Annotated in this window: 19 protein-coding genes and 1 pseudogene; 4 read left to right on the top strand and 16 right to left on the bottom strand. The window is 60.9% G+C overall.

Going from position 1 to position 19,496, the window contains the following annotated elements:
* Positions 1–31 precede the first annotated feature (31 nt).
* The 6 genes from QLG10_RS00530 to exbB all read right to left on the bottom strand — a co-directional run bounded on the left by QLG10_RS00530 (position 32) and on the right by exbB (position 6,854).
* On the bottom strand, positions 32–1,432 hold the full coding sequence (locus QLG10_RS00530) for an aminoacyl-tRNA deacylase and HDOD domain-containing protein (RefSeq protein WP_110748217.1): 1,401 nt from the start codon (positions 1,430–1,432) through the stop codon (positions 32–34).
* A 78-nt stretch (positions 1,433–1,510) separates the two neighbouring features.
* On the bottom strand, positions 1,511–3,586 hold the full coding sequence (gene recG, locus QLG10_RS00525; RefSeq protein ID WP_020797915.1) for an ATP-dependent DNA helicase RecG: 2,076 nt from the start codon (positions 3,584–3,586) through the stop codon (positions 1,511–1,513).
* A gap of 8 nt (positions 3,587–3,594) precedes the next feature.
* Positions 3,595–4,524: a hydrogen peroxide-inducible genes activator gene (locus QLG10_RS00520; protein WP_008064487.1), complete on the bottom strand. Its 930-nt coding sequence runs from the start codon at positions 4,522–4,524 to the stop codon at positions 3,595–3,597.
* Between the two features lie 174 nt (positions 4,525–4,698).
* On the bottom strand, positions 4,699–5,448 hold the full coding sequence (locus tag QLG10_RS00515) for an energy transducer TonB (RefSeq protein WP_110748214.1): 750 nt from the start codon (positions 5,446–5,448) through the stop codon (positions 4,699–4,701).
* Positions 5,445–5,873: a TonB system transport protein ExbD gene (exbD, locus tag QLG10_RS00510; RefSeq protein ID WP_008064483.1), complete on the bottom strand. Its 429-nt coding sequence runs from the start codon at positions 5,871–5,873 to the stop codon at positions 5,445–5,447. Before exbD ends, QLG10_RS00515 begins: the two co-directional genes overlap by 4 nt.
* Before the next feature lie 6 nt (positions 5,874–5,879).
* Complete coding sequence (exbB, locus tag QLG10_RS00505) at positions 5,880–6,854, bottom strand: tonB-system energizer ExbB (RefSeq protein ID WP_110748211.1); 975 nt, start codon at positions 6,852–6,854, stop codon at positions 5,880–5,882.
* A 190-nt stretch (positions 6,855–7,044) separates the two neighbouring features.
* Between exbB and QLG10_RS00500 the strand changes: the two genes are divergently transcribed.
* The gene (locus QLG10_RS00500) at positions 7,045–7,902 is read left to right on the top strand and encodes an SDR family oxidoreductase (protein ID WP_282485247.1); all 858 of its coding nucleotides are present in this window, start codon (positions 7,045–7,047) and stop codon (positions 7,900–7,902) included.
* A 127-nt stretch (positions 7,903–8,029) separates the two neighbouring features.
* On the opposite strand, the gene QLG10_RS00495 is transcribed toward QLG10_RS00500, so the two are convergent.
* From QLG10_RS00495 to QLG10_RS00470, 6 genes are all read right to left on the bottom strand, one after another.
* Positions 8,030–8,770: a hypothetical protein gene (locus QLG10_RS00495; protein ID WP_188263372.1), complete on the bottom strand. Its 741-nt coding sequence runs from the start codon at positions 8,768–8,770 to the stop codon at positions 8,030–8,032.
* Positions 8,771–8,837: 67 nt separating this feature from the next.
* Entirely contained in the window at positions 8,838–9,218 is a 381-nt protein-coding gene (locus QLG10_RS00490) for a RidA family protein (RefSeq protein ID WP_003229509.1), read from the bottom strand.
* Positions 9,219–9,245: 27 nt separating this feature from the next.
* Positions 9,246–11,351: a bifunctional GTP diphosphokinase/guanosine-3',5'-bis pyrophosphate 3'-pyrophosphohydrolase gene (gene spoT, locus QLG10_RS00485; protein WP_008062824.1), complete on the bottom strand. Its 2,106-nt coding sequence runs from the start codon at positions 11,349–11,351 to the stop codon at positions 9,246–9,248.
* Positions 11,352–11,408: 57 nt separating this feature from the next.
* On the bottom strand, positions 11,409–11,672 hold the full coding sequence (gene rpoZ / locus QLG10_RS00480) for a DNA-directed RNA polymerase subunit omega (RefSeq protein WP_007921129.1): 264 nt from the start codon (positions 11,670–11,672) through the stop codon (positions 11,409–11,411).
* A gap of 167 nt (positions 11,673–11,839) precedes the next feature.
* Positions 11,840–12,460: a guanylate kinase gene (gmk, locus tag QLG10_RS00475; protein WP_008062825.1), complete on the bottom strand. Its 621-nt coding sequence runs from the start codon at positions 12,458–12,460 to the stop codon at positions 11,840–11,842.
* 10 nt (positions 12,461–12,470) lie between these two features.
* Positions 12,471–13,334, bottom strand: coding sequence for a YicC/YloC family endoribonuclease (locus QLG10_RS00470; protein WP_110748202.1), 864 nt, complete (start codon positions 13,332–13,334; stop codon positions 12,471–12,473).
* A gap of 267 nt (positions 13,335–13,601) precedes the next feature.
* On the opposite strand from QLG10_RS00470, the gene rph reads away from it, so the two are divergent.
* Complete coding sequence (rph, locus tag QLG10_RS00465) at positions 13,602–14,324, top strand: ribonuclease PH (protein WP_020797907.1); 723 nt, start codon at positions 13,602–13,604, stop codon at positions 14,322–14,324.
* 29 nt (positions 14,325–14,353) lie between these two features.
* On the top strand, positions 14,354–14,722 hold the full coding sequence (locus QLG10_RS00460) for a DUF4870 domain-containing protein (protein WP_020797906.1): 369 nt from the start codon (positions 14,354–14,356) through the stop codon (positions 14,720–14,722).
* 167 nt (positions 14,723–14,889) lie between these two features.
* On the opposite strand, the gene QLG10_RS00455 is transcribed toward QLG10_RS00460, so the two are convergent.
* Positions 14,890–15,669 (bottom strand): exodeoxyribonuclease III, encoded by a 780-nt coding sequence (locus QLG10_RS00455; protein WP_008062840.1) that lies wholly within the window; start codon positions 15,667–15,669, stop codon positions 14,890–14,892.
* An 82-nt stretch (positions 15,670–15,751) separates the two neighbouring features.
* Here QLG10_RS00455 and pyrE point away from each other — a divergent pair, with 82 nt between their 5' ends.
* Positions 15,752–16,396, top strand: a complete 645-nt coding sequence (gene pyrE, locus QLG10_RS00450) for an orotate phosphoribosyltransferase (protein WP_110748197.1) — start codon at positions 15,752–15,754, stop codon at positions 16,394–16,396.
* Between the two features lie 136 nt (positions 16,397–16,532).
* Here pyrE and argB read toward each other — a convergent pair whose 3' ends face one another.
* The 3 genes and pseudogenes from argB to dut form a co-directional block, all read right to left on the bottom strand.
* Positions 16,533–17,438 (bottom strand): acetylglutamate kinase, encoded by a 906-nt coding sequence (gene argB, locus QLG10_RS00445; protein WP_020797904.1) that lies wholly within the window; start codon positions 17,436–17,438, stop codon positions 16,533–16,535.
* 17 nt (positions 17,439–17,455) lie between these two features.
* Positions 17,456–18,832 (bottom strand): annotated as a pseudogene (locus QLG10_RS00440) (phosphomannomutase/phosphoglucomutase); the annotation flags it as partial.
* A gap of 203 nt (positions 18,833–19,035) precedes the next feature.
* Entirely contained in the window at positions 19,036–19,491 is a 456-nt protein-coding gene (gene dut / locus QLG10_RS00435; RefSeq protein WP_008054604.1) for a dUTP diphosphatase, read from the bottom strand.
* Between the last annotated feature and the right edge of the window lie 5 nt (positions 19,492–19,496).

Genomic DNA, 19,496 nt, shown 5'->3' with positions numbered 1-19,496 from the left:
CCCTGAGGGAGCGAGCCTGCTCGCGAAGCTTTTAAGCTTGGCTGAACTGCGAAGCCAGTTCGCGCAGTAACACTTCAGCCTCAAGCACTTTGCTGACGACGTCTTCTGCTTTGGCACGGCTCAGACCGAGGCGATCGAGCAGGGCGTCCGGGATATCTTCGTCCGGTCCCGAACCAATGCCCCGGCTGCGCAGCAGGCGTACGGCCAGGCAAACCAGGTTCGGGTATTCGGCGTAGGTGCCGTCGTAGCCTGGGTCGTGCTGGAAGCGTAGCGCGGTGGTGAGTTCTTCCGGCATGTCCCAGTAGCGCATTAGCCATGAGCCGATCTGTTCGCGGCTGATGCCGAGCAGGTGTTGCTCGATGTAGCTGTGGCACAGGTGTGGGTTGACCTCCATGTGACGGCAGATCAGCGAGAAGTGCGGCGGGAACACGTGGGCCAGCAGCAGGTAGCCGAAGTTGTGCAGCAGGCCCGCCAGGTAGGTCAAGCCCGCTTCCGGGCGCTGGGTGCGGGGCATGGCCCGGGTCAGGCCTTCGATAACCGCGGCCGTGTAGATCGATTGCTGCCAGTACGGAGTGCTGTGTTGCGGGCGGTCCTTGGGCAGGCTCAAGGTTTTGCCCAGGGCCAGGCCCAGCGCCAGGTTGATCACCAGGTCGAAACCCAGTACCCGGACGATCGCGTCTTCTACCGAACGAATCTTGCCCGGTGAGGCGTAGTACGGCGATGCGGCCCAGCTGACCACTTGTGCGGCAAGGGCCGGGTCGGTTTCGACCACGCCGGTAATGTCGTCGATAGTGGCGTTAGGGTCGACGCGCAGCTTGATGATCTTCTGCGCCGTTTCGGCCAGCGGTGGGATCTCGATGGTCGCTTCCAGTCGTTGCTGGATGCGTCGCGCGGTGAACGCTTGGACGGCTTGGGAGATCTCATCGCGGTCATCGTCAGGGCGATCGAGGTTGGGGCGGATGCTGCTCAGGTTCTCGCCGAAGTTGGCGGCGCTGGCCTTGGTCAGCATGGACCTGAAGGCTTCGCTGGTGATCTCCAGCAGCACGCCCGGCTCCCCCGAATTGACCAGCACCATGGGTTCACGCAACAGGCTTTCTTCATACAGGCAGGGCGAACTGGTCAGCGATGGCAGGCCCGGCAGCAGGCTCAGGCTGTGTTTGCCGAGCATTTTCTGCAGGCGCTCGGTCGACACGGCTGTGAGGCGCCGGCCTGTGAGTTCGGTCAAGCGATTGAGGTCCAGCAATTGACTCTGCGGATACAGCACCATCAACGCCCCGACACTGTCATCGAGCAGCACGGCCTGGACTTTGCGCGCAGCGTTCAGGCCGTGATGGTCGAGCACCTCTTCGAAGGAAATGCCCATTTTGTCCAGCAGCAGCCGAATGACCGACGGAGCGTGCGGGGCAGCAGGTGCGAGGGCAACTTCGGTCATGGTCTGTATCCGTTCCAAAACAATTTCAGGAGTATAACCAGCTTGTTCAAAGCCATCGCCTGGAAACTGAGACGCTGCTCACACTTGGCCGTATTGCTGCCCATGGCGCAACCAGCGGTCGAGTAACGGGCTGACATGGTCAGGCCAGCGTTCCAGCAGGGCCTGGGCGGCGTCGCGTACGGCAGGCAGCAGGTCGGCATCGCGCATCAGGTCGGCGACCTTGAATTGGAGCAGGCCGGTTTGCCGCGTGCCGAGCATTTCGCCCGGGCCGCGCAGTTCGAGGTCTTTTTCGGCAATCACGAAACCGTCGTTGGTTTCGCGCATGATACCCAGTCGCTGACGTCCGATCTGGGACAACGGTGGATGATAAAGCAGCACGCAATGGCTGACCGCGCTGCCCCGCCCCACGCGGCCGCGCAACTGGTGCAGTTGCGCCAGGCCCAGGCGCTCGGGGTTTTCGATGATCATCAGGCTGGCGTTGGGTACGTCCACGCCGACTTCGATGACTGTGGTGGCGACCAGCAGTTGCAGGTTGCCGGCCTTGAACTCGGCCATCACCGCCGCTTTTTCGGCAGGCTTCATGCGCCCATGGATCAAGCCGACTTTCAATTCGCCGAGGGCGGCGGTGAGGTCTTCGTGCGTAGTTTCGGCGGCCTGGCAGGTCAGCTCTTCCGATTCTTCGATCAGCGTGCACACCCAATAGGCCTGACGCCCCTCGGCACAAGCACCCCGCACTCGTTCGATCACCTCGACGCGCCGGGTGTCAGTGACCAGCACCGTGTTCACCGGGGTACGGCCCGGGGGCAGTTCGTCGAGGATCGAGGTGTCGAGGTCGGCGTAGGCGCTCATGGCCAACGTCCGGGGGATCGGCGTGGCGGTCATGATGAGTTGGTGCGGACACATCCGCCCGCCGACGCCTTTCTGCCGCAGCGCCAGGCGCTGCTGTACGCCAAAGCGGTGCTGTTCGTCGATGATCGCCAGCGCGAGATTCTTGAACTGTACCTCGTCCTGGAACAGCGCGTGGGTGCCGACCACCATCGGCGCTCCGCCCGCGATCTGCTCAAGCGCGGCGACACGGTTCTTGCCCTTGAGCTTGCCGGCGAGCCACGCGACTTCGATACCCAACGGTTCGAGCCAGCGCTTGAAGGTGATGAAGTGCTGCTCGGCAAGGATTTCGGTGGGCGCCATCAGGGCGACTTGATAACCGGCTTCCAGCGCCTGGAGTGCAGCCAACGCGGCGACCACGGTCTTGCCTGCGCCGACGTCGCCCTGAATCAGTCGCAGCATGGGTTCGTGCTGGCTGAGGTCGTAGGCGATTTCGTTGCCGACCCGTTGCTGCGCCCCCGTCGGGGTGAACCCGAGGTTGGCTAAATATTGACCGGGCAGCTTAGTGGCTTTCGGCATCGCTGGCGCGCGCAGGGCACGCATGCTCTCGCGCAGGCGCTGCTGGGACAGTTGATGGGTCAGCAGCTCTTCGAAGGCCAGTCGGTGCTGGGCCCAGTGATGACCCAAGGCGAGTTCGTCGACATCGGCATCGGCAGGCGGGTTATGCAGGTAGCGTATCGCATCGGCCAGCGGTGCCAATTGGTAGTCGCGGGCCAGTTCCTTCGGCAGCCAGTCGGGCAGGCTGCTGGGGCCGAGCAACGTCAGGGTTTGCATGCACAGCTGCCGAAGACGCTGTTGGGTCAGGCCTTCGGTGAGCGGGTACACCGGGGTCAGGGTTTCGTCCACGGGCGGTGGTTCGTCGCCGGTGATGGCGCGGTATTCCGGGTGGTAGATTTCCAGCCCCGACGCGCCGGGCCGCACTTCGCCGTAGCAGCGAATCCGCGTGCCGCGCTTGAGACCTTCTTTCTGTGCATTGCTGAAATGATAGAAGCGCAGGCTCAGGCCGCCGGTGCCGTCCTGCATGCGCACGACAAGGCTGCGGCGCCGGCCCATGACCACGTCTGCGCCGCTGACGGTGCCTTCGACGACGGCGTCCTGTCCGGGACGCAGTGCGCCGATCGGCACCACGCGAGTGCGATCCTGGTAACGCAATGGCAAATGAAACAGAACGTCCTGGAGATTCTCCAGGCCGACCTTGGCCAGTTTTTCGGCCATGGCTTCGCCGACACCCTTGAGTGCCGTCACCGACACTTGCGACAACTCGGTCATGGCGTGGCTTAACCGGCCGTTACCGGTGCGGCGGGCTTGGCCACCGAGCACAGGCGAATGGAGTCAGCGAGGATTTCAATGGCCTTCGGACGCGGGAAGCTTGCACGCCAGGCGATGGCGACCGTGCGGAATGGCACGGGTGCCGACAGCGGTCGAACCTCGATCACGCCAGGGGCGTAGTGATGGCTATCAACTGCCGACAGCGGCAGGATCGAAATGCCGAGGCCGGAGGCCACCATGTGGCGGATGGTTTCCAGAGAACTGGACTCCACCGTGGTGTGCTTGGCGCCGTCGTTGCCCTTGGCCAGTGTCGGGCAGGCTTCGAGTACCTGGTCGCGGAAGCAATGCCCTTCGCCGAGCAGCAGCAGGCTCTTGTCGTTGAGCAGGTTGGCGTCGATGGATTCTTTCTGCGTCCATGGGTGCTGAGCCGGCATCAGGACATAGAACGGCTCGTCATAGAGCTGCAAGGTCAGCACGTCGGCTTCGTTGAACGGCAGGGCGATGATGATCGCGTCGAGTTCGCCATTGCGCAGTTTGTCGCGCAGCACGTGGGTGAAGTTTTCCTCGATGTACAACGGCATCTGCGGGGCAACCCGGTGCAGTTGTGGAATCAGGTGCGGAAACAGGTACGGGCCGACGGTATAGATCGCGCCGACCTTGAGTGGCGCGGTCAGCTGGTTCTTGCCAGCCTGGGCCAGTTCGCGAATGCCTTGGGCCTGTTCGAGTACTTTTTGCGCCTGGGCGACGATGCCTTCGCCAACCGGGGTCAAGCGCACGGCGCTTTTGCTGCGCTCAAAAATCAGCACACCGAGTTCGTCTTCAAGCTTTTTCACGCCCACCGACAGGGTTGGTTGGCTGACGTGACAACGCTCGGCGGCATGGCCGAAGTGTTGTTCTTGGGCGAGGGTAACGATGTAGCGTAATTCTGTGAGGGTCATAGCAAGCGTCCATGAAGTTGCGAGCCAAGCATACCGGCTGCAATCGATAGACGCACGTTATCAGAAGGTATGTGGCGTGTAACACAGGGCAATACCGGTTTGCCGTATCCAGATATGCAAAAGGCACCTTATCGGTGCCTTTTGCAGAGCCAGGGGCCTGGATGGCCGATGTGATCAGCGTCGGCGCTTGTCGATCGAGTACACAAAGGGTGCAACGATTTCGATGGAGCCATTGGTCAGCATGTCGGCCGGCGGCTTGGGCAGCGGTTGGGCACGGCGGATCATGTCCAGGGTCGCCCGGTCCAGATCGGCTGTGCCCGAAGCGCCTACCAGCTCGAAAGACAGGACGTTGCCTTCGCCGTCGACCACGAAACGCAGACGGTTCATGCCTTCCTTGCCCCGTGCCTGTGCACTGGCGGGGTACTTCTTGTACTTTTGCAGGTGCGCCAGCAATGCGCCTTGCCAACTCGCCTTGGCCGCGACTTGAGCCGCTGAAGGGCCTGGTGCGGGCTGGGCGGACTTCTCCGTCGGCGCCTGGGTCGGCTGCGTGTCGGCGGGTTTCTCTTCCGACGGCTTTTCCTTTGGCGGATCAGGCTTCTTCTCTACCGGTTTGGGCGGCTGAGGCTTCGGCTTGGGTTTTACCGGCTTGGGCACGGCAATCTCGGCCTTCGGCGCTTCGGCAAGCTTGGGTATCGGCAGTTCTTCAACCGGAGTGGGCGGCTGCGGTGGCGTGACGACCTTCGGCGGTGCAGGCGGTGGCGGGGCGGGAAGCGGTGCCAGTTCGACCATCATTGCCTGAGGTGGCAATTCGATGGGCGGGTGGGCAGTCCAGTTCACGGCCAGCGCGATGGCCAGCGCGTGAACGCCCAGCACGATGGCCAGGCTACCGCTGTAACGCGTCAGCTTATGGCGCGTATTGATCATTTCTTGGCTGCCGTCTCGAGTCCGACCAGGCCCACCTTCAGGTAACCGGCGGCGCGCAGATTGTCCATCACGCTCATCAGGTCGCCGTAATCCACACCTTTATCGGCCTGGAAGAAGATCGTTGTGTCTTTCTTGCCCTGGGTCCTGGCGTCGAGCGTGGCGCCAAGTGCTTCGGCCTTCACTTCGTCTTCGCCGAGGAACAGGCGCTGGTCAGCCTTGACGCTGAGGAACACCGGTTTCTCCGGCCGTGGCGCGGGCTTGGCGGTGGACGCGGGCAGGTCGACCTTGATGTCTACGGTAGCCAGCGGGGCCGCCACCATGAAGATGATCAGCAGCACCAACATCACGTCGATGAACGGCGTGACGTTGATTTCGTGGTTTTCGGACAGATCGTCGTCTGCCCCTTCTTTCAAATGCAGGCCCATGGCCGATTACCCCACTTTCACCATGTGCGGATGTGAGCTGCGCTCAGGCTGGTGGTCGAGGTCGCGGCTGACCAGCAGCAGGACCTCTGCCGACGCGTCGGAGACCTGCGCTTTGTAACCGGCGATGGAGCGGGCGAACACGTTGTAGATCACCACCGCAGGGATCGCTGCCACCAGGCCCAGAGCCGTGGCCAAGAGGGCTTCGGCGATGCCGGGGGCGACGACGGCGAGGTTGGTGGTCTGGGTCTTGGCGATGCCGATGAAGCTGTTCATGATGCCCCATACGGTACCGAACAGGCCGACGAACGGCGCAGTGGAACCGATGGTGGCAAGCACGCCGGTGCCGCTGCTCATGTTGCGACCGCAAGCCGCTACCAGGCGCTCAAGACGGAAGCTGACGCGCTCCTTGATGCCTTCTTTTTCACGGCTGTTGACCGACAGGCGCATCTCTTCGAGGGCATCATGGACCAGCAGGTTGGCCAGGGTGCCTGCCTTCGCCGCAGTGGCGCTGGCTTCCTTGAGGGAGGCGGACTTTTTCAGCTGGGCGATTTCACCGCGCAGACGACGCTTGGCGCCCATCAACTCAAGACCCTTGGCGATCCAGATGGTCCAGGTGATGATCGAGGCGATGGCCAGGCCGATCATCACGATTTTCACGATGATGTCGGCGTTTTGGTACATGCCCCACGGCGACAGGTCATGGGCCATGCCCAGGGTGTTGTCGGCCTCGAGGACTTCGGGAGCGTCTTCACCCATCGCGTCTGCCGGTACTGCCTGGGCAGGATTGTTCGCGGTCGGCGTGGCTGCCGGGGTGGTGTGGTCGGCCTGGGCAGGTGCGACGGCGGCAGTCGGGGTGGCGGGGGCTTGTGCGTCAGCAAAGGCGGCGGTTGGCGCCAGCATCAGGCTGAGTAGCAGGGCGGCCACCGCGCTCCAGGCGCGAGGTCGTTTGGTTGGCGAAGCGGAGAGTTGAATACGTGTCATGCTGGGCCGGACCTGAAGGAAAAAGACGGTTAATGTTCTTCCAGGCCTCGTAAGGCCGAGAACAAAAGTGGTCCACATTATTGCAAGTAATTCTTGTTAACAGAAGTAATAGCGTCTCTTTTTTTCCTGCATTGCTAGCCGCTCGTCCATTGCCAGCGCTGGTTTGTCCATTTTCAAGGAGAGTTTTCTGATGTCCGCACCCTCTGTTTTGATCGCCGGTTGCGGTGATGTCGGCAGTCGCCTGGCCACGCAGTTGTTGGCTGGCGGGTGGGAAGTCCATGGCCTGCGCCGTGACGTTTCACGCCTGCCCGAAGGGGTTGTCGGAGTGGCCGGCGACCTGTTCAACAAGGACTGCCCGGCAACCTGGCCGGTCGGTGCGGTGGATTACGTGGTGTACTGCGCGGCCGCCACCGATCACGATGAAGCGGGTTATCGGGCCGCTTATGTCCAGGGCTTGCAGCATGTGCTGGAGTGGCTGGACGACTATGGTCAGGTGCCCAATCGCTTGTTGTTCGTTTCCAGTAGTAGTGTCTACGGCCAGCAGCAGGGCGAGTGGATTGATGAGACTTCGCCAGTCGTGGCGGCGGGTTATTCAGGGCGTGTGATGCTTGAAGCGGAGCAGATTGCTCTCAATAGCGGCATCCCGGCCAGTATCGTGCGTTTGACCGGTATCTACGGCCCGGGTCGTGAATGGTTGCTGACTCAGGTTCGCCGCGGGTATCGCGTGGCGATCGATCCGCCGCTGTACGCCAATCGAATTCATGCCGATGACGCCGCCGGCTTGATGGCCTGTCTACTCGAAGCGGACCGGCGTGGCGTGGCACTGGACGATGTCTATATAGGTGTTGATGACGAACCCGCCGCGCTTGCGGATGTGGTGGGCTGGTTGCGCGAGTACATGGGTGTGACCGAATGGGCGGAGGACGCCACTGTGCGCCGCACCGGGAGCAAGCGTTGCAGCAATGCGCGGGCGAAGGCGTTGGGTTGGACGCCGAAGTATCCGAGTTTTCGCCAGGGTTATGCGGCGATCATTGAAGGGCGTTGCTGACTTCAAGACACCACAAACCAAATGTGGGAGCGGGCTTGCTCGCGAAGGCTATTTATCTTTCAACGTTGATGTCGACTGATACATCGCTTTCGCGAGCAAGCCCGCTCCCACATTGGTCATGCGTAGGTCACTGCTTCTCGAGCAGCCACTTGCGATTGCCCGGTGTGTACTGGGGCATTTCGTCTGCCTGGGCGGTATTCACCGCCTGGAAAATTTCCAGTTCCTTGCCTTTGCGTGCAAAGATCCAGGGGCTTCCTTGTCCGTTAAGCTGCAACCACATGTTGTCATTGCCACCGCTCATCGATGCACAATCACCCGCCAGGCACAGGGCATAACGATCGGCTTCCGGCAGGCCGATGACCTGGCCGTCGGCCTGGAACTGCACGCTATTGCCTTCGCCGGGGCCGCTAACGACCTTCCAGCTGCCGCCCATGTACGCCGAGTACAGCGCGCGTTCGAAACTGGCACCCATCGGTGCGCCATCCGGAACCGGGATCAGTGCGCGGTCGAAGACCTGCTCGGGTTCGTTGTCGCTGGCGGCCTGGCTCAGTTGCTTGCCGTCACGCTTGAGCTCGCTGGCAGAGCTGCCATAAAAGTCGACTTTCCAGGCGCCGGACTGTTCGCCCAGCAACTTGCCTTCGACATTTTCAAAACCATTGGTGTAGCGGGCCTGGCTGGCCTTGGTGTTGACGTCCCACTCCAGGTTCGGACCATAGGCCTGGAGGGCTTCACGCAGGGGGCCGCCTTTGGCTGCAGCATCGATCGCCGTCTGGTTGATCCAGGTGCCGCTGATATCACGGTCGGCAGGGTTGCTGGCACAACCGCCCAAAAACAGGGCGAGCAGCGAGAGAACAAGCGCTTTGCGCATGGTGGAATCCTTTCAGACTTTCTTTACTGCAGAGCGGTCGGCGCAGCCATGGGCTGCGCCAGACGCATTACTCGATGACCAGGATGGCATCCATTTCAACCTGCGAACCCTTTGGCAGGGCCGCAACGCCAATGGCGGCGCGTGCTGGGTAAGGCTGGTCGAAGTATTTGCCCATGATCTCGTTGACCTTGGCGAAATGGCTCAGGTCGGTGAGGAAGATGTTCAGTTTGACGATGTCCTTGAACGAACCACCGGCGGCTTCGGCCACGGCCTTGAGGTTCTCGAACACCTGGACGGTCTGGGCTTCGAAGCCTTCGACCAGTTCCATGGTTTTTGGGTCCAGAGGGATCTGGCCCGACATGTAGACGGTGTTGCCAGCCTTGATCGCCTGGGAGTAAGTACCGATGGCAGCCGGGGCCTTGTCGCTGGTGATAACAGTCTTGGTCATGAATGACTCCTTGTAATGGATGGGTGGCTACGCGCGCATGCGGGTGATGCGGATCACCCCGGTCAGGGCGCGCAGTTTCTTGATCACACGGGCCAGGTGCACGCGGTCGTGCACGCTGACCACCAGTTGGACCACGCTGATGCGACCATCGCGTTCATCCATGCTGATTTTTTCGATGTTGCCGTCGGCCGCGTTGACGCTGCTGGCCAGCAGGGCGATCAGGCCGCGCTGGTGTTCCAGCTCAACGCGCAGTTCGACGTTGAATTCGCCGGTGACATCCTTGGCCCACGAGAGCTGGATGCATTTTTCCGGGTTGTGGCGGATTTCGCTGATGTTGCGGCAGTTGTCCAGGTGCACGACCATGCCCTTGCCCGCGGACAGGTGACCGACAATCGGGTCGCCCGGAATCGGTGTGCAGCACTTGGCGTAGCTGAGGACCAGACCTTCGGTGCCGCGGATCGCCAGCGGACCTTCAGGGCTGGGTAACTGCTCGCCTTCGCCAAGCAGGCGTCGGGCGACAACGTAGGCCATGCGATTGCCCAGGCCGATGTCTTCAAGCAAGTCTTCGATCAGTTCGAGGCGGTACTCGGCAAGCATGGCTTTCACGCGCTCGGCCGGGATTTTTTCCAGCGAGCTGTCGAAGCCGTTGAGCACCTTGTTCAGCAGGCGTTCGCCCAAGCTGATGGACTCGGAGCGGCGCTGCAGTTTCAGCGCATGGCGAATATGGGTGCGCGCCTTGCCGGTGACTACGAAGTTGAGCCACGCCGGGTTCGGCCGTGCGCCGGGAGCGCTGACGATCTCGACCGTGGAACCGCTTTGCAACGGTTCGGACAGCGGCGCGAGGCGACGGTTGATCCGGCAGGCAATGCAGCTGTTGCCGACATCGGTGTGCACCGCGTAGGCGAAGTCGACCGCCGTAGAGCCCTTGGGCAGCTCCATGATCCGGCCTTTTGGCGTGAACACGTAGACCTCGTCCGGGAACAGGTCGATCTTCACGCTTTCGATGAATTCCAGCGAGTTGCCGGCCCGTTGCTGCATTTCCAGCACGCCCTTGACCCACTGGCGGGCGCGTGCGTGCGTGCCTTTTGGCTGCTCGTCGCCGCTGGATTTGTACAGCCAATGGGCGGCGATGCCGTTGTTGGCCATCTCTTCCATTTCACGGGTGCGGATCTGGATCTCGATCGGAACACCGTGCATGCCGAACAGCGTGGTGTGCAGCGACTGATAGCCGTTGGCCTTGGGGATCGCGATGTAATCCTTGAAGCGCCCCGGCAACGGTTTGTACAAATTATGAACAGCACCCAGCACGCGGTAGCAGGTATCGACCTTGTCGACGATGATCCGGAATGCATATACATCCATGATCTCGTTGAAGGCCCGACGCTTGCCGCGCATCTTCTTGTAAATGCCGTAGAGGTGTTTCTGGCGCCCGCTGACCTCGCCCTGGATGCCATCGATGGCCAGGCAGTGGCTCAGGGATTCTTCGATCTTGTTGACGATTTCCTTGCGGTTGCCCCGGGCGCGCTTGACCGCCTGGTAGATTCGCGCGGAACGCATCGGGTGCATGGCCTTGAAGCCGAGGTCTTCGAATTCTATGCGGATGGCGTGCATGCCCAGCCGGTTGGCGATGGGCGCATAGATTTCCAGGGTTTCCTTGGCGATGCGCCGGCGCTTTTCGCCGGACAGCACTTCCAGCGTGCGCATGTTGTGCAGGCGGTCGGCCAGCTTGACCAGGATCACGCGAATGTCGCGCGCCATGGCCATGGCCATTTTCTGGAAGTTTTCAGCCTGGGCTTCGGCCTTGGTCTCGAAGTTCATCTGGGTCAGTTTGCTGACCCCGTCGACCAGTTCGGCCACGGTTTCGCCAAATTGCGCTTGCAGCGCTTCCTTGGCAATGCCGGTGTCTTCGATCACGTCATGCAGCATGGCCGCCATCAGGCTCTGATGGTCCATGTGCATGTCGGCAAGAATATTCGCCACCGCAAGTGGGTGCGTGACGTACGCCTCACCGCTACGGCGGCGTTGGCCGTCGTGGGCTTGTTCGGCGTAGAAATACGCTCGGCGGACCAGGTTGACCTGGTCTTTGCCGAGGTAGGTCGATAAGCGATCGGCGAGGGCGTCTATGCTCGGCATGATGACTCCTGCCGCAAGCTGTGTTCCCGCGCCGTGCTACGTCGACCAGGCATAGGCTTAGACGGCCTCGTTGGACTCGTCCTCGAATGCAGCGAAAAGCGGTTCATCTTCAACGATTTCGGCTTCGGCGATAGCTGCGTAGTCGATCAGGCCTTCAGCGATTTCACGCAGGGCGACGACGGTAGGCTTGTCGTTTTCCCATGCTACTTTCGGCTCTTTGCCGCCGGTGGCCAGTTGACGGGCACGCTTGGTAGAGAGCATGACCAGCTCAAAGCGGTTATCCACGTGTTCTAGGCAGTCTTCAACGGTTACGCGGGCCATGGTCTTCCTCGTAGCAAATGCAATATGCGCGCTGCCCGGATGGGCGAGCGGACTCAACAGTTTAAAAAATCACCAGCGATTAGGGAAGCGCTGATTTTTTGACCAAGCTCTTCAACGCGCTGCAAGTGCCAATGTAAAGCCCTTGCAGCTGTTTTGGGAAGAGCTCTTTAGCCGAGTAATTCAGCCAGTAATTTGCCAAAACGTTGCTGCTGGCGTTTTTGTTGCAGCTGATTGGCGCGGAAAATCGCCTTCAGGTCGTCCAGTGCGTGGGCGAAATCGTCGTTGATGATCAGGTAGTCGTAGTCGACGTAGTGGCTCATTTCGCTGACGGCTTCGCGCATGCGGCCTTCGATGATCTCGTTGCTGTCCTGGCCGCGGTTGTCCAGGCGCTGGCGCAGGGCTTCCTGGCTCGGCGGCAGGATGAAGATCGAGCGCGCCTGGGGCATCAGCTTGCGCACCTGCTCGGCGCCTTGCCAGTCGATTTCCAGGATCAGGTCGTGGCCTTCGTCCAGCGTCTGCTGCAGGTGGCTCTGCGAGGTGCCGTAGAGATTGCCGAACACCTCGGCGCGCTCAAGGAAATCGCCGTGCTCGATCATCTTCACGAACTCTTCGCGCGAGACAAAGTTGTAGTTCACGCCGTCCACTTCACCCGGACGCATCGCGCGGGTGGTGTGGGAAACGGAAACCTGGATCTGCGGCTGGGCGTCGATCAAGGCCTTGACCAGGCTGGTCTTGCCGGCGCCCGAAGGCGCGGAAATGATGTAGAGGGTGCCGGTGCTGTGGGTCATGGGGTTTGCCTTACTCAATATTCTGCACTTGTTCGCGCATCTGCTCGATCAACACCTTGAGGTTGACCGCAGCCTGGGTGCTGCGCGGGTCGAAGGCTTTGGAGCCCAGTGTGTTGGCTTCGCGGTTGAGTTCCTGCATCAGGAAGTCCAGGCGCCGACCGGCGGCGCCGCCGGACTTGAGCACCCGGCGAACTTCGATGATGTGAGTGCTCAGGCGATCCAGTTCTTCGGCGACGTCGCTTTTTTGCGCGAGCATGACCATTTCCTGCTCCAGGCGCTGCGGGTCCATCTCGGCCTTCATGTCGGCAAAGCGGTCGAGCACTTTCTGGCGCTGGGTGGCGAGCATCTGCGGAACCAGTTCGCGCAGGGTCACCACGTCTTCTTCAATGGACGTCAGGCGATCGTTGATCAGCCGCGCCAGCTCCGCGCCTTCGCGCTCGCGGCCGGCCTTGAGCTCTTTGAGGCCCTGGTTGAACAGTGCCAGTGCCTCGGCGTTCAGCGCTTGCGGGTCGGTCGCGTCGCCTACCAATACGCCGGGCCAGGCCAGCACTTCGAGTGGGTTGAGCGCAGCCGGATTCTTGATCAGGCTGGCAATGGTCTCGGCGGCCGCAACCAGTTGTGCTGCGCGTGCCTGGTCCACCTGCAGCGGTTTACCGGTACTTTCCTCGGTGAAGCGCAGGGTGCATTCGAGCTTGCCTCGCGAGACAGCCTGGCGCAGCGCTTCGCGTACGGCGCCTTCGAGGTCGCGGAAGGACTCAGGCAGGCGCAAGTGGGGTTCCAGGTAGCGGCTGTTGACCGAACGCAGCTCCCAGCTCAGGGTACCCTGGCCCCCGGCTTTCTCGACGCGGGCGAAGGCGGTCATGCTGTGCACCATGGAGGTACCTCGCAATGCAGATCGGCGCGCAACTGACGTTCCGGCAATCCGATATCAATGAATTTAAGCCGACTGGCAGCAAAGGCGCAGGATTGTAGCGCAGTGGCGTGGATGCGCCCAAACACACGGTGTGACAAAGGCCTGCAGGTCGTCGGCAGCGGGCTGTGCAGAGCCTTCGCTCGTCCGAGGATTTTTTTAGAAGTGCCCAGTCGTGGCTGGCGGCTCTATAATGCTCCGCAGTTTTCCGTCCCCGTACAGGTATCCCTTATGAAACGTCCAAGTGGTCGCGCTGCCGATCAGCTCCGCTCGATCCGCATTACCCGCAACTACACCAAACACGCCGAGGGATCCGTACTGGTCGAGTTCGGTGATACCAAGGTCATCTGCACCGTCAGCGTCGAAAACGGCGTGCCGCGGTTCCTCAAGGGCCAGGGCCAGGGCTGGTTGACGGCCGAGTACGGCATGTTGCCGCGCGCCACCGGCGAGCGTAACCAGCGTGAAGCCAGCCGCGGCAAGCAAGGCGGCCGTACCCTGGAAATCCAGCGCCTGATCGGCCGTTCCCTGCGCGCTGCGCTGGACATGTCCAAGCTGGGCGACATCACCCTGTACGTTGACTGCGATGTGATCCAGGCTGATGGTGGCACGCGCACCGCCTCCATCACCGGCGCCATGGTTGCCCTGGTCGATGCCTTGAAAGTGATCAAGAAGCGTGGCGGCCTGAAAGGCGGCGACCCACTCAAGCAAATGATCGGCGCCGTGTCGGTGGGCATGTATCAAGGCGAACCTGTGCTCGACCTCGACTACCTGGAAGATTCGGCGGCCGAGACCGACCTGAACGTGGTGATGACCAGCACTGGCGGCTTCATCGAAGTCCAGGGCACTGCCGAAGGCGCACCGTTCCAGCCTGAAGAGCTGAACGCCATGCTGGAACTGGCGAAAAAAGGCATGAACGAAATCTTTGATCTGCAAAAGGCTGCACTGGCCGACTGATCTGGATACCTGTAGGCAAGGAGGGCGCCATGAGTGAAGAGCAACAGCTACTTCCCACCCCGAGCAAAGAGGTTCGGCAGTGGGCTATGTTTTGTCACTTGTCCGCCTTGCTGGGGATCTGGATTCCATTCGGTACGCTGATCGGCCCGCTGGTTCTGTGGCAAATGAAGCGCGAGATGGACCCGTTCATCGACGCGCAGGGCAAGGAGGCGCTGAACTTTCAGATCACGGTCGCCATTGCTTCCGCCATTTGCCTGCTGCTGATGCTGGTGATTATCGGGTTTTTCCTGTTTGGTCTGGTGGCGATCGGGGCGCTGGTCCTGACCATCATCGGTGGTGTGAAAGCCAATGAGGGGGTGCCCTATCGGTATCCGTTCACTTGGCGGTTGATCAAATAACGATCAGCGAAGATCTTTTTGTGGGAGCGAGCCTGCTCGCGAAAGCATTGTGCCAGGCGACATTTGTATTAGCTGACACTCCGCCTTCGCGAGCATGCTCGCTCCCACAGAAAACTAATCGCCCACAAAAAAGCCGACATCGCTGTCGGCTTTTTTGCATCTGACACTTAGATGGTCAGCGTCCAGTCGTAGTCCACGATCAGTGGCGCGTGTTGCGAGAACCGTGGCTGACGTGGCAGGCGCGCGCTGCGTACGAAGCGGCGCAGGCCCGGGGTCAGGATCTGGTAATCGAAGCGCCAGCCGAGGTTGAGCATTTCGGCCTGTTCGTTATCCGGCCACCAGCTGTACTGGTCGCCTTCACGGCTGACTTCGCGCAGGGCATCGACGTAACCCATGTTGCCGACAATCTCGTCCATCCAGGCGCGTTCAGGCGCCAGGAAGCCCGGGGATTGCTGGCTGTCACGCCAGTTCTTGATGTCCAGCTTCTGTTGCGCCACATACAGCGAGCCACAATAAATGTACTCGCGGCGTTTGCGCCGCTGCTTGTCCAGGTACTTGGCGAAGTCGTCCATGAGCTTGAACTTCTGGTTCAAGTCCTCATCGCCGTTCATCCCGGAAGGAAGCAGCAGGGTTGCAATACTAACTTTGTCGAAATCTGCTTGCAGGTAGCGCCCGTAGCGGTCTGCCGTCTCGAAACCGAGACCGCTGATGACAGCCTTCGGTTGCAACCGCGAGTACAAAGCCACGCCGCCTTGGGCGGGAACTTCGGCGTCGCAGGCATAAAGGAAGTATCCATCCAGTTGGAAGGCTGGATCGTCCAGTTCAAAGGCGGAGGCACGGGTGTCCTGCAGGCAGATGACGTCGGCATTCTGTGCCTGCAGCCAACTGAGCAAACCTCGCTCGACTGCAGCCTGAATACCATTGACGTTCACACTGATGATCCGCATAAATGGCCCCAAAAATCGCGTGCGTGTATGATACACGGCGTCAACCTAATTAGCTAAATCCGTGGTATTTGGGGTTTTTTTCATGCAAGCGTATCAGCGCGATTTCATTCGTTTTGCCATCGATCGCGGCGTTTTGCGCTTCGGTGAGTTCACCCTGAAGTCCGGGCGCACCAGTCCTTACTTCTTCAATGCGGGCCTGTTCAACTCGGGTTCGGCCCTGGCGCAGCTGGGTCGTTTCTACGCTGCAGCCATTGCCGAAAGCGGCATTGGCTTCGATGTTCTGTTCGGTCCGGCCTACAAAGGGATCCCTTTGGCGGCGACCACTGCAGTGGCATTGGCCGAGCATCACGGTCGTGACCTGCCATGGTGCTTCAATCGCAAGGAAGCCAAGGCTCATGGTGAAGGCGGTAGCCTGGTCGGCGCGCCGCTGACCGGCAATGTGCTGATCATCGACGACGTGATCACCGCTGGCACCGCGATCCGTGAAGTGATGCAGATCATCGCCTCCCAGGAGGGCGCCAAGGCGGCCGGCGTGCTGATCGCCCTGAACCGTCAGGAGCGTGGCAACGGTGAGTTGTCAGCGATCCAGGAAGTGGAGCGTGATTTCGGTATTCCGGTGATCAGCATCGTTTCGCTGAACCAGGTGCTCGAGTTCCTGGCTGACGATCCGCAGCTCAAGCAGCACCTGCCAGCCGTGGAAGCCTACCGCGCCCAATTCGGCGTTTAACACCCGGACCCTGTGGGAGCGAGCCTGCTCGCGAAGAACGTCAACGAAAACGCGGGGTTTTCTGGTAGCCCGCGTTGCTCTGGCGTCCATCGCGAGCATGCTCGCTCCTACAGGGGTCTTTTTGTGTGGCTATCGATTACGGACGCTTGCGATTGCTGATCAGGGTGCCCACGCCGGTATCGGTGAAGATCTCCAGCAGAATCGCATTCGGTACCCGACCGTCAATGATCAGCGAGCTGCCCACGCCACCCTGAACCGCTTCCAGTGCACAACGGATCTTTGGCAGCATGCCGCCATAGATGGTGCCGTCGGCGATCAGGTCGTCGACTTGCTGGGTGGTCAAGCCGGTCAGGACCGTTCCTGCCTTGTCCATCAGGCCGGCGATGTTGGTCAGCAGCATCAGCTTCTCGGCTTTCAGTGCTTCGGCGACCTTGCCGGCCACCAGGTCAGCATTGATGTTGTACGACTCGCCGTTCTCGCCGACGCCGATTGGCGCGATCACCGGGATGAAGTTGCCTTTGACCAGCAGGTTCAGCAACTCGGTGTTGATCCCGACCACTTCGCCCACCTGGCCAATGTCGATGATTTCCGGTTGGGTCATCTCCGGAGTCTGGCGGGTGACGGTCAGTTTTTTCGCACGAATCAGCCCGGCGTCTTTGCCGGTCAGGCCAATGGCGCTGCCGCCATGACGGTTGATCAGGTTGACGATGTCCTTGTTGACCTGGCCACCGAGGACCATCTCGACCACGTCCATGGTAGCGGCATCGGTAACGCGCATGCCGTCGACGAAGTGGCTCTCGATCGACAGGCGCTTGAGCAGATCGCCGATTTGCGGGCCGCCGCCGTGAACCACGACCGGGTTGATGCCCACGGCCTTCATCAACACGATGTCGCGGGCGAAGCCGGTTTTCAGCTCCTCGCTTTCCATCGCGTTGCCGCCGTATTTGATCACCAGTGTCTTGCCGACATAGCGGCGAATGTAAGGCAGCGCTTCGGACAGGACCTTGGCGGTGTTGGCGGCGGCTTCGCGTTCGAGGGTCATTCAGGGCTCCGGGTGAATCAGAACGGTAGTTGGAGATCAGGTGCAACACGCTTCAACTGGACGTGGAAAACGTCCTTGATGCGCGAAAGTTCTGCCTCGTCATCGGCCTCGAAGCGCAGGACCAGCACCGGTGTGGTGTTGGAAGCGCGAACCAGGCCCCAGCCTTTGGCATAGTCGACTCGCACGCCGTCAATGGTGGTCAGGTCGGCGCCTTCGCCCCACTTCGCGTCGTGCAATGCATCAATGATGCTGAATTTGCTCTCTTCGGTCACATGGATATTGATTTCCGGCGTAGAAATATCGTTCGGGAAGGTCGCGAACAACTCTTCGGCCGTAGATTTCTCCTTGCTGAGGATCTCCAGCAACCGCGCGGCGCTGTAAATGCCGTCGTCGAAACCGAACCAGCGCTCCTTGAAGAAGATATGCCCGCTCATTTCGCCGGCCAACAGGGCGCCGGATTGTTTCATTTTCTTCTTGATCAACGAATGACCGGTTTTCCACATGAGTGGACGACCACCGTACTCCTTGATCAGGGGGATCAAGCGGCGAGTGCATTTAACGTCGAAGATGATTTCGGCGTTCGGATTGCGCGCCACCACGTCACGGGCGAACAGCATCAACAGGCGATCCGGGAAAACAATGCTGCCAGTGTTGGTCACCACGCCGACGCGGTCGCCGTCGCCGTCGAAAGCCAGGCCGATATCGGCATTGGTTTCCTTGACCTTGGCGATCAGGTCGACGAGGTTTTCAGGCTTGCCCGGGTCCGGGTGATGGTTGGGGAAGTTGCCATCGACCTCGCAGAACAGCGGGATGACTTCGCAGTTCAACGCTTCGATCAATTGCGGGGCGATGACGCCGGCGGCACCGTTGCCGCAGTCCACCACGACTTTCAGGCGGCGGGCCAGTTTGATGTCCTGGACGATTTCGGTGGTGTAGCGATCAAGGATCTCGACCCGGGTTATGCTGCCCTTGCCGCTGCTCAGGTTGTTGGTCTTGAGGCGGTCATGCAGGGCCTGGATCTGTTCATTGGCCAGGGTATCGCCGGCAATGACGATCTTGAAGCCGTTGTAGTTCGCTGGGTTGTGGCTGCCAGTGAGCATCACCCCGGATTTGCCGGCCAGCACGTTGGCGGCGTAGTACAGCGCGGGCGTTGGCACCAGGCCGACGTCGCTGACGTGGCAACCGCTGTCGGCCAGACCTTGAATCAGCTGTTCAACCAGCTCGGGGCCGGACAGGCGCCCGTCACGGCCAACGGATACATTCGGTTCATCCTGGGCCAGGCTCTGGGCGCCAATGGCGCGACCGAGCCAGTAAGCCGTTTCGGCGTTGAGAAATTCCGGGACGGTGCCGCGTATGTCATAGGCACGGAAAATACTGTCGGGGAACTTGGGTGCAACGCGTACAGGGGTGCTCATCTGGGGAAATGCTCCATCTTGAAAGTGGCTGGACCCGGCCTGCGAAAAAGTCGTCGACAGGTTTAAACTGAAAGGTATGACGGCGTTTTTCGCGCAGAGTTCGTGGTGCGAAAAGGCCATGCCAGCAACGCGAGCGGCTTTTGGGCCGTTCAATCCATTGATTCAGGCGTATAGAGAACGTATCAGTGGCTGCCGGAATGACCGAAGCCGCCGGTACCACGCTGGGTTTCGACGAACTCTTCAACCATCTCGAAATGCGCCTGCACCACCGGCACCAGCACCAGTTGCGCCAGGCGTTCGCCGACGGCCATGGTGAAGTCGGTCTGGCCACGGTTCCAGCACGAGACCATCAGCGGTCCCTGGTAGTCGGAGTCAATCAGCCCGACCAGGTTGCCCAGGACGATGCCGTGTTTATGGCCCAGGCCGGAGCGCGGCAGGATCAGCGCCGCCAGGTTCGGGTCGCCGATGTAGATCGACAGGCCAGTGGGGATCAGTACCGTTTCACCCGGCTTGATCACGATGTCCTGCTCCAGCATGGCGCGCAGGTCGAGGCCGGCGGAACCTGGCGTGGCGTACTGTGGCAGCGGGAATTCGGTACCGATGCGGGGGTCGAGGATCTTGGCTTGCAAAGCGTGCATGTAAA

It is taken from the genome of Pseudomonas sp. V98_8, assembly GCF_029967975.1.
Taxonomy (GTDB): domain Bacteria; phylum Pseudomonadota; class Gammaproteobacteria; order Pseudomonadales; family Pseudomonadaceae; genus Aquipseudomonas; species Aquipseudomonas umsongensis.
Note: the sequence above shows the minus strand (reverse complement) of the source record. Positions and strands in the feature narration are given on the sequence as shown.